General features: G+C 67.3%; 17 protein-coding genes and 2 tRNA genes. 6 read left to right on the forward strand and 13 right to left on the reverse strand.

Annotated elements, in window-relative coordinates; all coding sequences use genetic code 11:
* Positions 1-27: 27 nt before the first annotated feature.
* The 6 genes from ACJH6J_RS17310 to bcp all read right to left on the reverse strand — a co-directional run bounded on the left by ACJH6J_RS17310 (position 28) and on the right by bcp (position 5,480).
* Complete coding sequence (locus tag ACJH6J_RS17310; protein ID WP_406804272.1) at positions 28-1,296, reverse strand: amidohydrolase family protein; 1,269 nt, start codon at positions 1,294-1,296, stop codon at positions 28-30.
* Between the two features lie 15 nt (positions 1,297-1,311).
* A complete protein-coding gene (locus ACJH6J_RS17315) occupies positions 1,312-2,088 on the reverse strand; it encodes a class II aldolase/adducin family protein (RefSeq protein WP_406804273.1) in 777 nt (258 codons plus the stop codon).
* On the reverse strand, positions 2,075-3,694 hold the full coding sequence (locus tag ACJH6J_RS17320) for a class I adenylate-forming enzyme family protein (protein ID WP_406804274.1): 1,620 nt from the start codon (positions 3,692-3,694) through the stop codon (positions 2,075-2,077). The genes ACJH6J_RS17315 and ACJH6J_RS17320 overlap by 14 nt, the downstream gene beginning before the upstream one ends.
* 41 nt (positions 3,695-3,735) lie before the next feature.
* On the reverse strand, positions 3,736-4,506 hold the full coding sequence (locus ACJH6J_RS17325; protein WP_318985582.1) for an FCD domain-containing protein: 771 nt from the start codon (positions 4,504-4,506) through the stop codon (positions 3,736-3,738).
* Positions 4,507-4,607: 101 nt separating this feature from the next.
* Positions 4,608-4,847: a hypothetical protein gene (locus ACJH6J_RS17330; protein WP_406804275.1), complete on the reverse strand. Its 240-nt coding sequence runs from the start codon at positions 4,845-4,847 to the stop codon at positions 4,608-4,610.
* Positions 4,848-5,006: 159 nt separating this feature from the next.
* Complete coding sequence (gene bcp / locus ACJH6J_RS17335) at positions 5,007-5,480, reverse strand: thioredoxin-dependent thiol peroxidase (protein ID WP_029119327.1); 474 nt, start codon at positions 5,478-5,480, stop codon at positions 5,007-5,009.
* A 91-nt stretch (positions 5,481-5,571) separates the two neighbouring features.
* On the opposite strand from bcp, the gene ACJH6J_RS17340 reads away from it, so the two are divergent.
* Positions 5,572-5,796 (forward strand): DUF3618 domain-containing protein, encoded by a 225-nt coding sequence (locus ACJH6J_RS17340; RefSeq protein ID WP_020102269.1) that lies wholly within the window; start codon positions 5,572-5,574, stop codon positions 5,794-5,796.
* 10 nt (positions 5,797-5,806) lie between these two features.
* Here ACJH6J_RS17340 and ACJH6J_RS17345 read toward each other — a convergent pair whose 3' ends face one another.
* Complete coding sequence (locus ACJH6J_RS17345) at positions 5,807-5,971, reverse strand: hypothetical protein (protein ID WP_318985580.1); 165 nt, start codon at positions 5,969-5,971, stop codon at positions 5,807-5,809.
* Between the two features lie 409 nt (positions 5,972-6,380).
* On the opposite strand from ACJH6J_RS17345, the gene ACJH6J_RS17350 reads away from it, so the two are divergent.
* Together ACJH6J_RS17350 and ACJH6J_RS17355 are read left to right on the forward strand one after the other, a co-directional pair.
* A tRNA-Lys gene (locus ACJH6J_RS17350) sits at positions 6,381-6,453 on the forward strand.
* A 216-nt stretch (positions 6,454-6,669) separates the two neighbouring features.
* On the forward strand, positions 6,670-7,023 hold the full coding sequence (locus ACJH6J_RS17355) for a nuclear transport factor 2 family protein (RefSeq protein ID WP_406804276.1): 354 nt from the start codon (positions 6,670-6,672) through the stop codon (positions 7,021-7,023).
* Positions 7,024-7,025: 2 nt separating this feature from the next.
* Here ACJH6J_RS17355 and ACJH6J_RS17360 read toward each other — a convergent pair whose 3' ends face one another.
* The 3 genes from ACJH6J_RS17360 to orn form a co-directional block, all read right to left on the reverse strand.
* Positions 7,026-7,619, reverse strand: a complete 594-nt coding sequence (locus tag ACJH6J_RS17360; protein WP_406804277.1) for a GNAT family N-acetyltransferase — start codon at positions 7,617-7,619, stop codon at positions 7,026-7,028.
* 81 nt (positions 7,620-7,700) lie between these two features.
* A tRNA-His gene (locus tag ACJH6J_RS17365) sits at positions 7,701-7,773 on the reverse strand.
* Between the two features lie 50 nt (positions 7,774-7,823).
* On the reverse strand, positions 7,824-8,453 hold the full coding sequence (gene orn / locus ACJH6J_RS17370) for an oligoribonuclease (protein ID WP_020102265.1): 630 nt from the start codon (positions 8,451-8,453) through the stop codon (positions 7,824-7,826).
* An 80-nt stretch (positions 8,454-8,533) separates the two neighbouring features.
* Here orn and ACJH6J_RS17375 point away from each other — a divergent pair, with 80 nt between their 5' ends.
* Entirely contained in the window at positions 8,534-10,117 is a 1,584-nt protein-coding gene (locus ACJH6J_RS17375) for a helicase HerA-like domain-containing protein (protein ID WP_406804278.1), read from the forward strand.
* Between the two features lie 84 nt (positions 10,118-10,201).
* On the opposite strand, the gene cmrA is transcribed toward ACJH6J_RS17375, so the two are convergent.
* Positions 10,202-11,008, reverse strand: a complete 807-nt coding sequence (gene cmrA, locus ACJH6J_RS17380; protein WP_406804279.1) for a mycolate reductase — start codon at positions 11,006-11,008, stop codon at positions 10,202-10,204.
* A 33-nt stretch (positions 11,009-11,041) separates the two neighbouring features.
* Here cmrA and ACJH6J_RS17385 point away from each other — a divergent pair, with 33 nt between their 5' ends.
* A complete protein-coding gene (locus ACJH6J_RS17385) occupies positions 11,042-12,367 on the forward strand; it encodes an MFS transporter (RefSeq protein WP_406804280.1) in 1,326 nt (441 codons plus the stop codon).
* On the opposite strand, the gene ACJH6J_RS17390 is transcribed toward ACJH6J_RS17385, so the two are convergent.
* Both ACJH6J_RS17390 and ACJH6J_RS17395 read right to left on the reverse strand, forming a co-directional pair.
* Positions 12,364-13,026 carry an MmpS family transport accessory protein gene (locus ACJH6J_RS17390; RefSeq protein WP_212812374.1) on the reverse strand — a complete coding sequence of 221 codons (663 nt, stop codon included), beginning with the start codon at positions 13,024-13,026 and terminating at the stop codon, positions 12,364-12,366. The genes ACJH6J_RS17385 and ACJH6J_RS17390 overlap by 4 nt on opposite strands.
* A gap of 67 nt (positions 13,027-13,093) precedes the next feature.
* Positions 13,094-13,708 (reverse strand): TetR/AcrR family transcriptional regulator, encoded by a 615-nt coding sequence (locus ACJH6J_RS17395; protein WP_212812373.1) that lies wholly within the window; start codon positions 13,706-13,708, stop codon positions 13,094-13,096.
* A gap of 92 nt (positions 13,709-13,800) precedes the next feature.
* On the opposite strand from ACJH6J_RS17395, the gene ACJH6J_RS17400 reads away from it, so the two are divergent.
* Complete coding sequence (locus ACJH6J_RS17400; protein ID WP_212812372.1) at positions 13,801-15,363, forward strand: carboxyl transferase domain-containing protein; 1,563 nt, start codon at positions 13,801-13,803, stop codon at positions 15,361-15,363.
* Position 15,364: the final 1 nt, after the last annotated feature.

Raw genomic sequence — 15,364 nt, forward strand, 5'->3', positions numbered from 1 at the left:
CGTAAACCCCCACGCTCGGCATCGGCGCTAGAACGACTCGGGGTCTCTTTGTACCGACTCGGGCACCGGGTGTTGGTAGAGCCGAGAGGCGTTCTCCCAGGTGATCTTTCGGATCGCGTCGGCGGGCAGGTCACCGATCTCCTCGTGGATGGTCGCCTGTGTGTGCGGCCAGGTCGAGTCGCAATGCGGGTAGTCGGCTTCGAGCATGATGTTGTCGACGCCGATGCGGTCGCGCTGCACGAACGACGACTGGTCCTCCACCGCGCAGAACCAGAAGTTGCGGGTGAAAACCTCGGCGGGGGTGAGCTTTTCACCGAGCCGTTCCCAGGTGCCGTACATGGAGTGGTAGCTGAGCATGTGGTCGAGCCGGTCCAGTAACCCGGCGACCCAGCCGATACCGCCCTCGGACAGGCAGATCTTGAGATCGGGAAACCGGCTGGGCAGGCCGGAATACAGCCAGTCGACAGCCGCCGAGATGGCGTAGGCGAAGAACAGCACGCCCTGCACGTCCGGCGGCGCGTCCGGCGTGGTGGAGGGGGAGGAGCCCGACGACCCGATGTGCAGGTTGACGACCGTGCCGGTGTCGGCGCAGGCCGCCATCATCGGGTCCCAGTAGCCCGAGTGGATCGTCGGCAGGCCCAGCATCGCCGGGTTCTCGCTGAAAGTCATGGCGTGGAAACCACGTTCGGCGTTCTCGTAGATCATCTTGGCACCCACTTCAGGGTCCAGTAGCCACGGCAGCTGACAGGGGATGATCCAGTCCGGGTACGAGCCGGCCCACACGTCGAAGTGCCAGTCGTTCCAGGCCCGCACCGAGGCCATCGCCAGGTCGCGGTCGGTGGTGACCTGCTGCAGGCGCTGGCCGGCGAATCCGGGCAGGAATGACGGGAAGTTCAGCGACGCGTACACTCCGTTGAGGTCCATGTCCCGCACGCGTTCGTGGATATCCCATGCGCCCCGGCGCATCTCGTCGAACCGGACCGGCTCGAAGCCGTACTCGGACACCGGACGGCCGACCACGGCGTTGAACCCGACGTTGGGCAGTTCCTGGCCGTCGTACACCCAGGTCTGGCCGCCGGCCGCGGTGTCGACGACCCGCGGAGCCCGGTCGGCGAACTTGCTCGGCAGTCGCCCGGTGAAGGTGTCGGGCGGCTCGACGATGTGGTCGTCGACCGAGATCACGGTGTAGCGGCGCGGGGCACGCGGCGGGTCGGGCAGCAGCGTGACGGTACGGTCCGCGCCGGTTTTGGCGACGGTGAAATCGAGGTTGGCGGCCAGATCGTCGATGGATTTCATGTCGTACCAACGCCTTTACTGGAGAACGGACGGATCGGATTTGATGGTCAGGCGGGCAGCGCCGGCCCAGTACACGTCAGCCGCGCGCTCGATCAGGGAGGACTTCATGCCGACCATGTCGGACCACTTCATCTCACTCGGCTTCAGGCCTGTCAGCAGGACGTCGTAGGCCAGCTTGCAGACCCGCTCGATCGAGGCCGCGCGGTACACCGCCTCGGCGAGGTTGCGGCCGGTGGCGATGACGCCGTGGTTGGCCAGGATGGTCGTGTTCGCCGAGCCGATCCGGGCCGCCAATTCGGCTGCGCGGGACGGGCTGTCGACCTCGCCGTCGTATTCGTCGACGAGGCAGAGGTCGTCCAGGAACAGCGATCCGGTCTGATGTACCAGCTCCGGTAGCCGGCCCAATGCCGCCAGCACGCACACGTAGTAGGGGTGGTTGTGGATGACGACGCGCGCGTCGGGGCGGGCGCGGTGCAGCTCGGTGTGGATGTGGATGGCCGGGGTGACGTCCCAGCGGCCTCGCTGTACGCGGGCGTCCTCGTCGACGACGCAGATGTCGGAGGCGGTGACCTCCTGCCACCACAGGCCCCACGGGTTGACGTACATGTCGGTCCGGTCGTCGGGCTGCCAGGTGATGTGCCCCGCCAGATTCTCGGCGAAGCCGATGGTCGCGAGGTGCCGGAACGCGATGGCCATGGCCTGTTCGTCGGTGAGGTCGGCGCCGATCGGTGGTGTCACCGCCGGCGCCCAGACTTCGAGTCCGCCGCGGCGGGGCTTTTCAGCTGCGGTCATGACCGTCTCCCATCCGGGCGCGGATATCTTCGCGGAGTTGGCCTTTGGCGACCTTGCCGCCCGAGGATCGGGGGAGTTCGTCGACCACGATCAGCCGCTCGGGCAGCAGTTCCTTCGAAACGTCCTGGGCGAGCAGGTGCGTGCACAACTCGGCGAGCTCCAGTGTCGACGAGCCGATCAGTTCGACGTAGACACAGACCTTTTCGCCGAACACCGGATCAGGCATGGCGACCGCGGCGGCCAGACCGACCACGGGGTGCGTCATCACGACGTCCTCGACCTGGGCCGCGCTGATGTTCTTGCCGCCGCGCACGATGAAGTCGGACGTGCGGCCCGTCACTCGCAGGTAGCCGTCGGCGTCGATTTCGCAGATGTCTCCCATCCGCATCCAGCCGTCGGCGGTGAAGAGTTTGTCGTGGTCGGTGCCGCCCAGGTAGCCGAGACTGGTGGCCGGGCCGCGGCAGGCGGGCTGGCCCCGGCCGGTGTCGGTGACGTCGGTGTCCCCGTCGAAGAGGCGGACGGCCATATCGGCGACGATCCGGCCGCCGGTGCGTAGCCGGTGCTCGAGCGAGTCGTGCACCGTGGTGCCGCTGAGCAGGCCCGTCTCGTTGGAGCCGTAGAACTGCAGAATCGTTGCGCCGGTAAGCTTTTCGAACTCGTGTGCGGGCCGGTACGGCAGGGCCTCGCCGCCGGTGAACACCACCCGCAGCGAGCTCAGGTCGTACTCGCGGGCCACCGGGTCGGCCATGATCATGGTCAATTGGGTACTGACACAACACAACACGGTGACCTTGTGCTGTTCGATGGCCGCGCACGCCGCGGCGACGGTGAACCGGTCCAGCAGGACGTTGTTGGTGCCCAACAGAATCGGGGTGATGTGGGTGGTCCACAGCCCGAAGCCGAACGGGGTCGGGATGGCGGGGAGGAACACGTCGTCGGACGTCAGCAGGCCGTTGGCGACCGCTTGCTGATGGAAGTAATACCAACGGTTCTGGGTGTGCACGACGCATTTCGGTAGCCCAGTGGTGCCCGACGTCGAGTTGATGAGGAAGACGTCGTCGGCGCCCAGTTGGGCCTCGGGGCTCAGGTCCGTGGAGTCCGTACCGACGGACAGTTCATCGAGCGTCAGTAGCGGACATCCGATGGCGCCGGCCACGGTGTTCGCCTGCGCCTGCCGCGGGGGGTCGGTGACCAGCAGTCGGGGTTCGGCGCTCTGCAGGATGGCTGTCACTTCGCGGATTCCGGCGCGTGCTCCGACGCCGACGACCACCGCACCACAGCGCTCGATGGCGACGAACAGCACGTGGATCGCCGTCGTGTCGCCATGCCACACCGCGATCCGGTCCCCGGGGCGCACGCCCGCGCCGGCCAGCTGACCGGCCAAAGTGGTTGCCGCGGTATCAAATTCACGCCAGCTCAGCGACCGGTCCGGGTGATCAACATATGCGACGCGATCCGGGGTGCGAGCGGCGTTGGCGCGTACGGCATCCGAGATCGTGGAGTCGGTCCACCAGCCATTGGCATGGAAGCGCGCGACGTCCTCGGCGGTGAATGCCGGCGAACTCGTGACCGCCATGTCCATCGTGGTCGCCTCCGCAGGCCGCATCTTCAAATCATATGAAAATAAGCGCGCACATTGTCAAGGATTCACGAAGATCGCGTGCGGGTGCGCACCATCGCCGGGTCGACCACCCCCGCCGAACCGGGGTAATGCTGGGCATCGAGCAGATGCGTCGCGGCCAATTCCCTCGCACGTTCGGCGTCGCCGGCTTCGATGGCATCGATCAGCGTGCGGTGATCCTCCAGCGCGGCCCGGCGCTCGTCGACCGGAATGCCGGCATGGTCGGTGAACTGCCGTGACCAGTTCAGCTCGTGCGACGACCACAGCTTCTCCAGGGCACCGGCAAGGATGATCATGGTCTCGTTCCCGCAGTGCTGCACCAGCGCCTCGTGAAAGCGCCGGCTCGCGGAGGTCACTGCCACCAGATCCTCGACAGACTCGACCGACTCGGCGTGGATCTGCCGAAGGACCGGCACCACCGCGGTCTTGCGGTCGGAACGCTGCGCGCACAACGCCGCGCAGGCCGGCTCCACCTGCTGCAAGGCGGAGCCGACGTCGCCGAGGCTCACCTGGTTCGCGCCGAGAACCAAACCCATGGTGTAGGCCACGTTGCTCGCGCTGGGCCGGTGCACCACCGAGCCGCCGAGCTTGCCGCGTCGCACGCTGAGCAGGCCCTCGGCATCCAGGATTCGGATCGCCTCGCGCAGCGACGGCTTGCTGATCGGAAACTCGGTGAGCAGTTCATCCTCCGTGGGCAACACGCTGCCGTCGGGGAGGTCACCGCTGAGGATGCGCCGGCGCAACTCGTCGGCCACCTGCTCGGCGAGGCGGCGGAAACGGACGTCGGGCGCGGCCACGGGTCGAGTGTGCCAGAGCGGGACGCCGGGATGGTCGAAGCCGGCGCCCGGTCTATCCGGTGCGGCCGGGGTACGAAACGCCGTACCCCGGCGCCGAGGTTCTACTCGTCGTCGTCCTCGTCGTCTTCGTCGTCCTCGTCGAAGTCCAGATCGAGCGGGTCTTCACTGTGCGGGTCGACGGAGTACTGCTGCCAGTAGGACGGGCTGAAGTAGATGGTGTCCGAATGGTCGGCGTCTTCGCCGATCTGGACCCAGAGAATCTGGTCCTTCTCGCCATAGCTCAGCGCGTGCGGGTAGCGGATGCTGCTGTCGACGGTGCGGATGTGGATGTTGTGCGTCACGCCAAAAGTCTTGCACCTGAACGTATCTGCGGCTGATTGCAGAACGCCGGTGGAGACAACGATTGGCCGAATGGCCACACAGCTGTCACACGTGGTTGGGCGGGCCGCCATGCGGTGCCCGGCTCGGCTCGTTCAGCCGGGCACCGCATGGCGCGGCTGTCAGACCGACAGGTCCCGTCGCAACTTGGCCACGTGGCCCGTGGCCTTGACGTTGTACTGCGCGACCTCGATGTTGCCCTTCTCGTCCACGAGGAACGTCGAGCGGATGACGCCCTGCACGGTCTTGCCGTACATCGTCTTCTCGCCGAAGGCGCCGTAGGCGGTGAGCACCTTGCGATCGGGATCCGACAGCAGCGGGAACGTCAGACCCTCGTTGTCGCGGAACTTGGCGAGCTTCTCGGGCTTGTCGGGCGAGATGCCGATGACGTCGAGCCCCGCCTCGTTGAGTTCGGCCAGGCTGTCGCGGAAATCGCACGCCTGCTTGGTGCAACCCGGCGTCGAGGCCGCGGGGTAGAAGTACACGATGACCTTGCGGCCCTTGTAGTCCGACAGCTTCACGGTGTTGCCGTCGGCGTCGGGCAGGCTGAATGCGGGGGCTTTGTCGCCCACTTCGAGTCGCGGGGTCGGTGCCACCGGGAGGTCCCTTCTGTCGGCCAGGCGTTGCTGTTGCGGCAAGCTGCTCTAGGGTAGAGCGCCAAGGAGCAACGCGAGCTGGAGGGCTGAAGTGGCTGACCGGAATCCTGACGAGATCAAGCAGGAAATCGATCGTGCACGCGATCAGTTGGCGTTGACGGTGGACGCCCTCGCGGAGCGGGCGAACCCCCAGCGACTGGCCGACGACGCAAAGGCCAAGGCCATCGCGATCGCGTCCAAGCCCGCGGTCATCGCAACGTTCGCCGGACTCGGCGTCGTGGTGCTGGTGGTGGTTATCCGCAAGATTCGCGGATAACGCGACTTTTCTAGTTCCCGCGCCGCGGCGTCAGCCAGCCTGGCAGCCAGCTGCGCGGGGGATTCGCGACCCGGCCCAGCCGGGTGCAGTTATGGACGATGACCGGGGTGCCGTCGGCCGCTGCCGCCACGTCGGCGCTCGGCGCCGCGTAGGTCGCACCGGCGATGGGTGTCATCAGCTAACTCCCTTCAGTCATCGTCACTTACATTTCTACACCATCATACGTGGTTTCAGCTAACTTTGTTTTTCGGTGGTTCGTCACAAAATTGCAGGTCTATGTGATTTCTGGCGGAGTTTTGGCATCGGTCCGCTATTGACGATCGTGTGTGGATACAGGATCTTGACAGGTGTGCAGTGGCTACTGTTCGGCCGGGATTCGCTGTGGTGGTGCGGGTTTCGGCCGGGTCCGGTGGTGCGCAGGCGGGCGGCGAGTCCATCGCGTGTGATGTTGGACACCTCCAGGGCTGCGTGGAGGGTCCATCGGGCCGTCCGACCCGGTGCGGATACCCGCGATCGGGGCCCGGAAACCCCGCTGACCATACGATTTCACCCTGCGGCCATCGGGCTGTTAAGGTCTCTCTCGCGCGCCGTTAGCTCAGTTGGTAGAGCAGCTGACTCTTAATCAGCGGGTCCGGGGTTCGAAACCCTGACGGCGCACAGATACGAAAGCCCCCTCCTTCGGGAGGGGGCTTTCGTCGTTTTCGGGCCGGCTCTACGCCATCGCCGCAGCGTCAACGCCGGCCTGGTGGCGCCCGTGGTGGCGGTGTCGACGAAAACCCAAGCGGCACAACATCATTACCTGCAAAGTAATCGACTTGCCTCGACTCGGCCGCCAAGCTTTGAGCTGACCACCCCGACACGAAAGAGGTCAGCATGAACGACATCGTCACCGCCTACCTGAAGACGTGGAACGCCACCGATCCGATTGAACGGAAGGCGCTGCTCGACGACCACTGGGCATCCGAGGCGTCGTACACCGATCCGATGGCGGACGTCGCGGGTCACGACGCCATCTCCGAGGTGATCGGCGCGGTCCACACCCAATTCCCCGGTTTCGTCTTCTCGCTCGTCAGCGGCCCGGACAGCCACCACAATCAGGCCCGCTTCCAGTGGGGCCTGGGGCCTGCGGGGGAGCAGCCGCCGATCATCGGGTTCGACGTGCTCGCGACCGACGCCGACGGACGCATCCGGACGGTGCACGGCTTCCTGGACCAGGTGCCCGGCTGACCCTAGGAGTCGACGCGAAGGGCTTCGGTGCGAAGGAACGCGGCCAGCCGAGCGGTCGCCAGCGCCTGTTCGGCGTCGTACTGCTCGAACGTCGCGACGACATTGAACCCGAGGCGCTCGGCCAGCCGGAGCGAGGCGCGGTTGGCGGTCTGGGTGATGACCAGGACAGGTTGATCGTCCAGCTCGCCGGCCGCGTACTCCAGCAGTAGCCGCGTAGCTTCGCTCGCATAGCCCTGACCCCACGCGTGCGGCCGGAAGACGTAGCTCAGCTCGAGTTCGTCGCCATCGGGGTCCAGGTGGCCGGGAACGTCGTTGCGACGGCGGCTCAACGTCACCGTGCCCAGCATGTCGTCGGAATCCCTGGCGGTTGCGATGTAGCAGCCGGGGGCTGCCAATAGCGTTGCCGCGCCGACCCCTTCGAGCACGGCGCGCACTTCGCCGACAGGTCGCGGTCCGCCCAGATACCGGCGCACCCGCTCGTCGGTCTGCGTTTCGATCAGGCCCTCGGCGTCGTCGTCGCGTGCTTTGCGCAGGCGAACTCGAGGCCCTTCGAGGCAGGACGCATGCAACTCGATCGCATCACCCACGCCCACCACTGTGCCAGCCGAGCGCACAACCCCCGGAAAACAAACATCGCCTCACCCGCTACGTGCAGGTGAGGCGATGTTCTACCTCGGGGTGGCTGACGGGACTCGAACCCGCGACACCCAGGATCACAACCTGGTGCTCTACCAGCTGAACTACAGCCACCATTGCCGCTTCTCAGAAGCAGCGTCGTAGATACTAACCGCTTAGGCCCGCTAAGCCGAATCGGTCTCCACGGCGTCGTTCGTCGGCGGGCCCAGCTCGCCGGCGACGGCCGCGATTTCGCTGGTAGACGGGCCGGGAGCGGGTACGAACGCGGTGCCGCGGTAGTACTTCAACTCGCGGATGGATTCGTGGATGTCGGCGAGGGCGCGGTGCGCCAGCCCCTTGTCGGGCTGCCCGAAATAGATGCGCGGGTACCAGCGGCGGCACAGCTCCTTGATCGAGCTGACGTCGATCATCCGGTAGTGCAGGAAGTCGTCGAGACGCGGCATGTCGCGGGCGATGAAGCCACGGTCGGTGGCGATCGAATTACCGGCCAGGGGAGCGGTTTTCGCCTGCCCGATGTGGCCGCGGATGTAGTCCAGCACCATCTGCTCGGCCTCTTCGAGGGTGACCGTGGAGGTCCGCACCTCGTTGATCAGGCCCGAGCGGGTGTGCATCTTCATCACCACATCGGCCATGCCGTCGAGTGCGGCGTCGTCGGTGTGGATCACCACGTCGACGCCCTCGCCGAGCACGTTCAGGTCGCTGTCGGTGACCAATGCCGCGATCTCGATGAGTCGGTCGGACTTGAGATCCAGCCCCGTCATCTCGCAGTCGATCCATACCAGTTCGTCACGCACGGTGTTCCAGACTATTCCCAGGCGCTCAACGGGGTGTCCATACCCGGCCACCAGTGACCTGACGAAGTAGGGTCAGGCGCATGACGACTGACTCGAGTGCATCCCCCGCGCAGCAGATCGCCGCTGGTTACGCCGTCACCGGCCAAGCGCTGAACCTGGGCGCGGTCGTCGTCGACGGGACCGTCGACGCCGGTGCTCAGGTCAAGATTCCGCTGGCCACCATCAACCGGCACGGCCTCATCGCCGGCGCGACCGGTACCGGCAAGACCAAGACGCTGCAGGTCATCGCCGAGCAGTTGTCGACCGCCGGGGTCCCGGTCGTGATGGCCGACGTGAAGGGCGACCTGTCGGGGCTCGCGCAGCCGGGCGCCGCCAATGACAAGACCGCCCAGCGTGCGAAAGACACCGGCGACGACTGGACGCCCACGGCCTTCCCGGTCGAGTTCCTGTCGCTGGGGACGACGGGCACCGGCGTCCCGGTGCGTGCCACCGTCACCAGCTTCGGGCCCATTCTGCTGTCGAAGGTGTTGGGGCTCAACCAGACTCAGGAGTCGACACTCGGGCTGATCTTCCACTGGGCCGACCAGAAGGGTCTGCTCCTCGATGACCTGAAGGATCTGCGTGGTGTCATCCAGTTCCTGACCAGTGATGAGGGCAAAGAGGAACTCAAGGCGCTCGGTGCGGTGTCGCCGGCCACCGCGGGCGTGATCCTGCGTGCGCTGATCAACCTGGAGGCCGAGGGCGGCGACACGTTCTTCGGTTTGCCCGAGCTCAAGCCCGAGGACCTGATGCGTGTGGACCCACAGGGCCGCGGCATCATCACGCTGCTGGAGCTGGGCAGCCAGGCCGCGCGTCCGGTGTTGTTCTCGACGTTCCTGATGTGGGTGCTGGCCGACCTGTTCTCGACGCTGCCGGAGATCGGTGACGCGGACAAGCCGAAGCTGGTCTTCTTCTTCGACGAGGCGCATCTGCTGTTCGCCGACGCGTCCAAGGCATTCCTGGATCAGGTCGAGCAGACCGTCAAGCTGATCCGCTCCAAGGGCGTCGGCGTCTTCTTCTGCACCCAGCTGCCCACCGACATTCCCAACGACGTCCTCAGCCAGCTGGGTGCGCGCGTGCAGCACGCGATCCGGGCCTTCACCCCGGACGACCAGAAGGCCCTGACGAAGACGGTCCGGACCTACCCGAAGACAACCGTCTACGACCTGGAGTCGGCGCTGACGTCGCTCGGGATCGGTGAGGCCGTCGTCACGGTGCTGTCCGAGGTGGGTGCGCCGACCCCGGTGGCGTGGACCCGGCTGCGCGCGCCACGGTCGCTGATGGGCACCATCGGCCCCGACGCCATTGCTGCCGCCGCCAAGGCCAGCCCGCTGCAAGCGACCTACGGGGCGACGGTCGACCGCGACTCCGCGCACGAGCGGCTGTCCGCGCAGCCGGCGCCGGCAGACGCGCCGCCTGCGGCCCCGGACGCGGCGCCCGCTCCCGCCCCGGCCGAAGAGCCCGACCTCACCGCATCCGGCCGCGTCGAGGTGGAGGCCGAAGGATCCGGCATGGTGTCGGAGGTCCTGCAGAGCTCGGCGTTCAAGAGCTTCCTGCGCTCGGCGGCGACCGTGGCCGGCCGCGAGATCACCCGCAGCCTGTTCGGCACGTCCCGCCGCAGGTAAATCGGGGCGCGGCGAGAAGGACCAAACGGTCGTTGGCGGCCGCCAAAAGCAGCCATTTGGTCCCTCTCGGCGCGGCCGCCGGCTTTACGACCCGCCGAGCTTCTTGTAGACGGCGCCGACGATCGGCGCGACGATCGCGCGCGGGGCGTAGCCGCTGGCGGCCGACATGGCCTTCGAGGTCAGGCCCGGGACGACGCGCATCTTGTTCTTCTCGAGGCCGTCCAGCGAAATCCGGGCGGTGTACTCGGTGTCGATCCACAGGAAGTCGGGGATCAGTCGCTCGACCAGTGACTGCTCGGACGGGTCGGGCAGCTCGGTGCGCACGGGTCCGGGTGCCAGCAGCGTGACGTTGACGCCGTGCGGCTTGAGCTCACCGCGCAGCGACTCACTGAAGGTGTTGGCGAAAGCTTTGGACGCGGCGTAGGTCGCGTTGTTCGGAATCGGGGAGTTGCCGGCGGCCGAACCGGAGATCAGGATGCCGCCGCCCTTGCGCGCGATCATGCCGGGCAGGACGGCGAGCACCAGGTCGTGCACGCCCTGGACGTTGAGCTGCACCTGGGCCTTCTCGCCCGCCGCGGGCAGGTCGGCGACGGCGCCGAACGTCGCGGTGCCGGCGTTGGCGCACAGGATCGAGATGTTGCGCTCCGCGAGTTCCGCACAGAGCTTGTCGCGGTCGGCGGGGTCGGTCAGGTCGCAGGCCCGGACCTCGACGGTGACGCCGTACTTGTCGGTGATGCGCTGGGCGACCTCGGCCAGCACCTCGCCGCGGCGGGCCGTGATGATCAGGTGGTGGCCGCGGGCGGCGAGTTCGGTGGCCAGCGCTTCACCGATGTTCTGCGAGGCGCCGGTGACGACGGCGCGGGCGTCGGGACTGGGAGCGGGTACGGGCATGGGTGCAATCGTAGGGACCAATAGAGTGGCGGCATGAGCGAGGCTTGCCGAGCGAATCGACGGGCCTTGAGCAGCCACGTCCCGCCCGTCGACCGGGGCCGCGTCGCCGCCTGGGCGCTGTGGGACTCCGGTGCCACGGGCGTGAACGCGATCGTGACGACCTTCGGTTTCAACATCTATCTCATCTCGGAAGTCGGCAAAGGCCTGCCGGGCCCGACGACGCCCGAGAGCTGGCTGGGGCGCGCGGTGCTGGTGGCGGGCATCGCGGTGGCGCTGTTGGCCCCGGTGACGGGCGTGATGGTCGACGCCGCGTACCGGCGACGGCGGGCGCTCGCGGCGCTCACGGGCGCCGTGGTGGTGCTGACGGCATCGATGACGTTCATCAGGCCCGACCACCACTATCTGTGGATCGGCCTGGCGTTGTTGGCCTGCACCGCGGCGTGCATGGATCTGGCGACCGTCCCGTACAACGCGATGCTGCGCCAGTTGTCGACGCCGCTGACGTCGGGTCGCGTCTCCGGATTCGGCTTGGCGGCAGGGTTTTTCGGCAGCGTCGTGCTGCTGCTCCTGGTCTTCGTGGGGCTCAAGTCCGGTAGTGGCGACACCTTGGGCCTACTCGGTGTGCCGAACTCGGACGGCAAACCGGACCGGTATGCGGTCCTGGCGGCCGCGGCGTGGTTCGCCATCTTCGCGCTGCCGTTGCTGCTGACGGTGAAGTCGCCGCTGCACGACGGCACGCCGGGCGTCGGATTCTTCGGCGCCTACCGCAGGTTGTGGACGGAGGTCGTCGGCGAGTGGCGCCGCGACCGCAACGTCGTCTACTACCTGCTCTCCAGCGCCGTCTTCCGCGACGGCCTGACGGGCATCTCGATCTTCGGTCCGGTGGTCGGGGTCAGCGTCTACGGGCTGGCGCCGACGAGCGTGCCGCTGTTCGGGGCCGGTGCGTTCACCATCGCGGCTCTGGGTGCGGCGCTCGGCGGCATGCTCGACGACCGGATCGGTTCCAAGCGCGTCATCGTCGGCTCACTGACCGCGATGGTCGCCGTGGGCATCACACTGATGTTCCTGTCCCGCCCGCTGGCGTTCTGGATCTGCGGCCTGACGCTGTGCCTGTTCGTCGGCCCCACGCAGTCGGCGTCGCGGAACCTGATGCTGCGCATCTCGGCGGACGGCAAGGAGGGCGTGGCCTTCGGGCTCTACACCACCACGGGCCGGGCGGCGCACGTGCTGTCGCCGTGGTTGTTCTCGATGTTCATCGACATCTTCGCGACGACGCGGGCGGGCCTGGGCGGCCTGTGCACGGTCCTGGGGATCGGGCTGGTCGGGATGCTGCTGGTGAAGGTGCCGGCCCGGCGTTAGTGCCCGTGCGTGCGGCCGCGTTTGCCGGACTGCCGGCACACCGTGAGGCCGGCGCCTTCCCGCTGCTGAATCTGGGTGCCGTCGACCGAGATGGTGCAGGCGATGCCGCGTCCGGCGTTGACGATGCTGACGCTGGCCGACCGTGCGGCGGGCCGGTTCAGCTGGACTTCCTTGGTCCACGGCAGCGGCACGTTGAACTCCGTCTGGAGCACCCCGCCGGTGTCGACATACGTGATGCTCACGGCCCGGCCGTTGCCGATCACGGCGTACAGCACGGCTTCGGTGTCACCGCTCTCGTCGTCCGGGGGCGCGGCCGCGGCGGGCGGGCTGACGGCTTCGCTGGGCTCGCTGCTCTCGGGCGTCGTGGTGGTCGTCACGGTCGTCGACGACGTCATCGGGTCCTGCGTCGGGACCGGCAGCGGCGGCGGTGCGACCAGGGTCTGTTGTTCGGAGCTGTTGACGATGACCAGTGCGATCACGGTGCAGAGGGCCAGGATCAGCACCGCGCCGGCCAGCGGGAACAGCCACTTGTGGCGGCGGGCCTTCGGCGGTGCGGTGACACCGTAGGGATCGGTGAAGGCGTCGGTCTGGTACCCGGCCGTCGGCATGGCCGGGAGTTTCTTGGTGGCGTCCAGCCCGTCGTCGCGCGATCCGGTCATGCCCACCTCATGTTTGCAGGGTACCTGCGGCGGGTGAGGGGACGCGGTGACGTTGCGGCGGGTGCGTTCAGCGGTGCGGGGCCAGTGCCGCGACTGTCATGGCGCGCAGCACGGCGCGTGAGGATTCCTCCTGCTTGCGGGCGCCGCCCGCGCTGACACTGTGCGGCGTCGAGTTCAGGAGCCCGAATGCGGCGTGCGCCATGGTGCGGGCGTCGGCTTCGCTGCGTGACGGGTCGAGCCGGCGCAGGACGTCCACCCAGATTTCGACGTACTGGCGCTGTGAGCGGCGCACCTGCCGTTTGGCGGCGTCGGGAAGGTTGTTGAGGTCGCGGTCCTGGATCCGGATCAGGTCGGATTCGCCGAGCGCGAAGTCGAGGTGGAACTCGATGAGGCCGTTGAGGGCGTCGGCGGGGTCGTCGCATTCGGCGACCACGGCACGTCCGCCGGCGTGCAGCCGGGCGCTGACGCTGACCAGTAGCTCGACCAGCAGCGCTTCCTTGTTGGGGAAGTGGCGGTAGATCGCGGGCCCGCTGATGCCGGCCGCGGCGCCGATGTCCTCGAGACGGACGGCCAGGAAGCCGCGTTCGGCGAAGAGTCGTTCGGCGGCGGCGACGAGTTGGCCGCGCCGGTCGGATTTGGCTCTGCTACGCGGTGTTTCGGCGTCTGACGCTGATGCCGTCATCGACACCTCCAACCCGGTCTGGACATCTCAGTTAATGAAGACTAACATCGCGTTCGGTTATTCGCCATTAACTCAAGTGAAATGGAGCGACGATGTCGCCGAGCGTTTCCCAACGGGTATCGCATCGCGAGCAGCACCTGGCGCTGGTGGCCGAGCTCAAGGGCAAGCTGGCCACCGCTGCTCTCGGGGGATCGGAGCGCTCCCGCGAGCGTCACGTCGGTCGCGGCAAGCTGCTGCCGCGCGACCGTGTCAACGGACTCCTCGACCCGGGCAGTCCGTTCCTGGAGATCGCACCGCTGGCCGCGGGCGGCATGTACGACGACGAATGCCCGGGCGCCGGGATGATCGCCGGCATCGGCCGGGTGTCGGGCCGCGAATGCATGATCGTCGCCAACGACGCGACCGTGAAAGGTGGCACGTACTACCCGATCACGGTCAAGAAGCACCTGCGGGCGCAGGAGATCGCCAGCCAGAACCAGCTGCCGTGCATCTACCTGGTCGACTCCGGCGGCGCGTTCCTACCGCGCCAGGACGAGGTGTTCCCCGACCGCGAACACTTCGGCCGCATCTTCTTCAACCAGGCCAACATGTCGGCGCGCGGTATCCCGCAGATCGCCGCGGTGCTCGGCTCCTGCACCGCCGGCGGCGCGTACGTCCCCGCGATGAGTGACGAGGCCGTCATCGTCCGCAACCAGGGCACCATCTTCCTGGGCGGCCCGCCGCTGGTGAAAGCCGCTACCGGAGAAGTGGTTTCGGCCGAGGACCTCGGTGGCGGCGACCTGCACTCCAAGGTCTCCGGCGTCACCGACCACCTGGCGCACGACGACCGCGACGCGCTGCGCATCGTGCGCCGCATCGCCGCGACGTTCGGGCCGCGCGCGCAGGCGCCGTGGGACATCGCCCCGACGGTGGACGCGGTGTGCGACCAGACCGAGCTCTATGACGTCGTACCGATCGACTCCAAGGTGCCGTACGACGTGCACGAGGTCATCACCCGCATCGTCGATGGTGGCGAATTCACCGAATTCAAGGCCGAATACGGCACCACGCTGGTGACCGGCTTCGCGCGCATCCACGGCCACCCGGTGGGCATCATCGCCAACAACGGCGTGCTGTTCGGTGAATCCGCCCAGAAGGGTGCACATTTCATCGAACTGTGCGACAAGCGGTCGGTGCCGCTGCTGTTCCTGCAGAACATCTCCGGCTTCATGGTGGGCCGCGACTACGAGGCCGGCGGCATCGCCAAGCACGGCGCCAAGATGGTCACCGCGGTGGCGTGTGCCCGGGTGCCGAAGCTGACCGTCGTCATCGGCGGCTCGTACGGCGCGGGCAACTACTCGATGTGCGGCCGCGCGTACTCGCCGCGGTTCCTGTGGATGTGGCCCAACGCCCGCATCTCGGTGATGGGCGGCGAGCAGGCCGCCTCGGTGCTGGCCACCGTGCGCGGTGAACTGACGCCGGAGGAGGAAGAGGCAATCAAGGCCCCGATCCGCCAGCAGTACGAAGATCAGGGCAACCCCTACTACTCGACGGCCCGGCTCTGGGACGACGGCGTCATCGACCCGGCTGACACCAGAACCCTGGTGGGACTGGCTCTTTCAGTTGTCGCGCAGGCTCCGCTCGAGCCTGTGTCCTACGGCGTATTCAGGATGTGAC

This window comes from Mycobacterium sp. SMC-18 (genome assembly GCF_045310895.1).
GTDB lineage: Bacteria > Actinomycetota > Actinomycetes > Mycobacteriales > Mycobacteriaceae > Mycobacterium.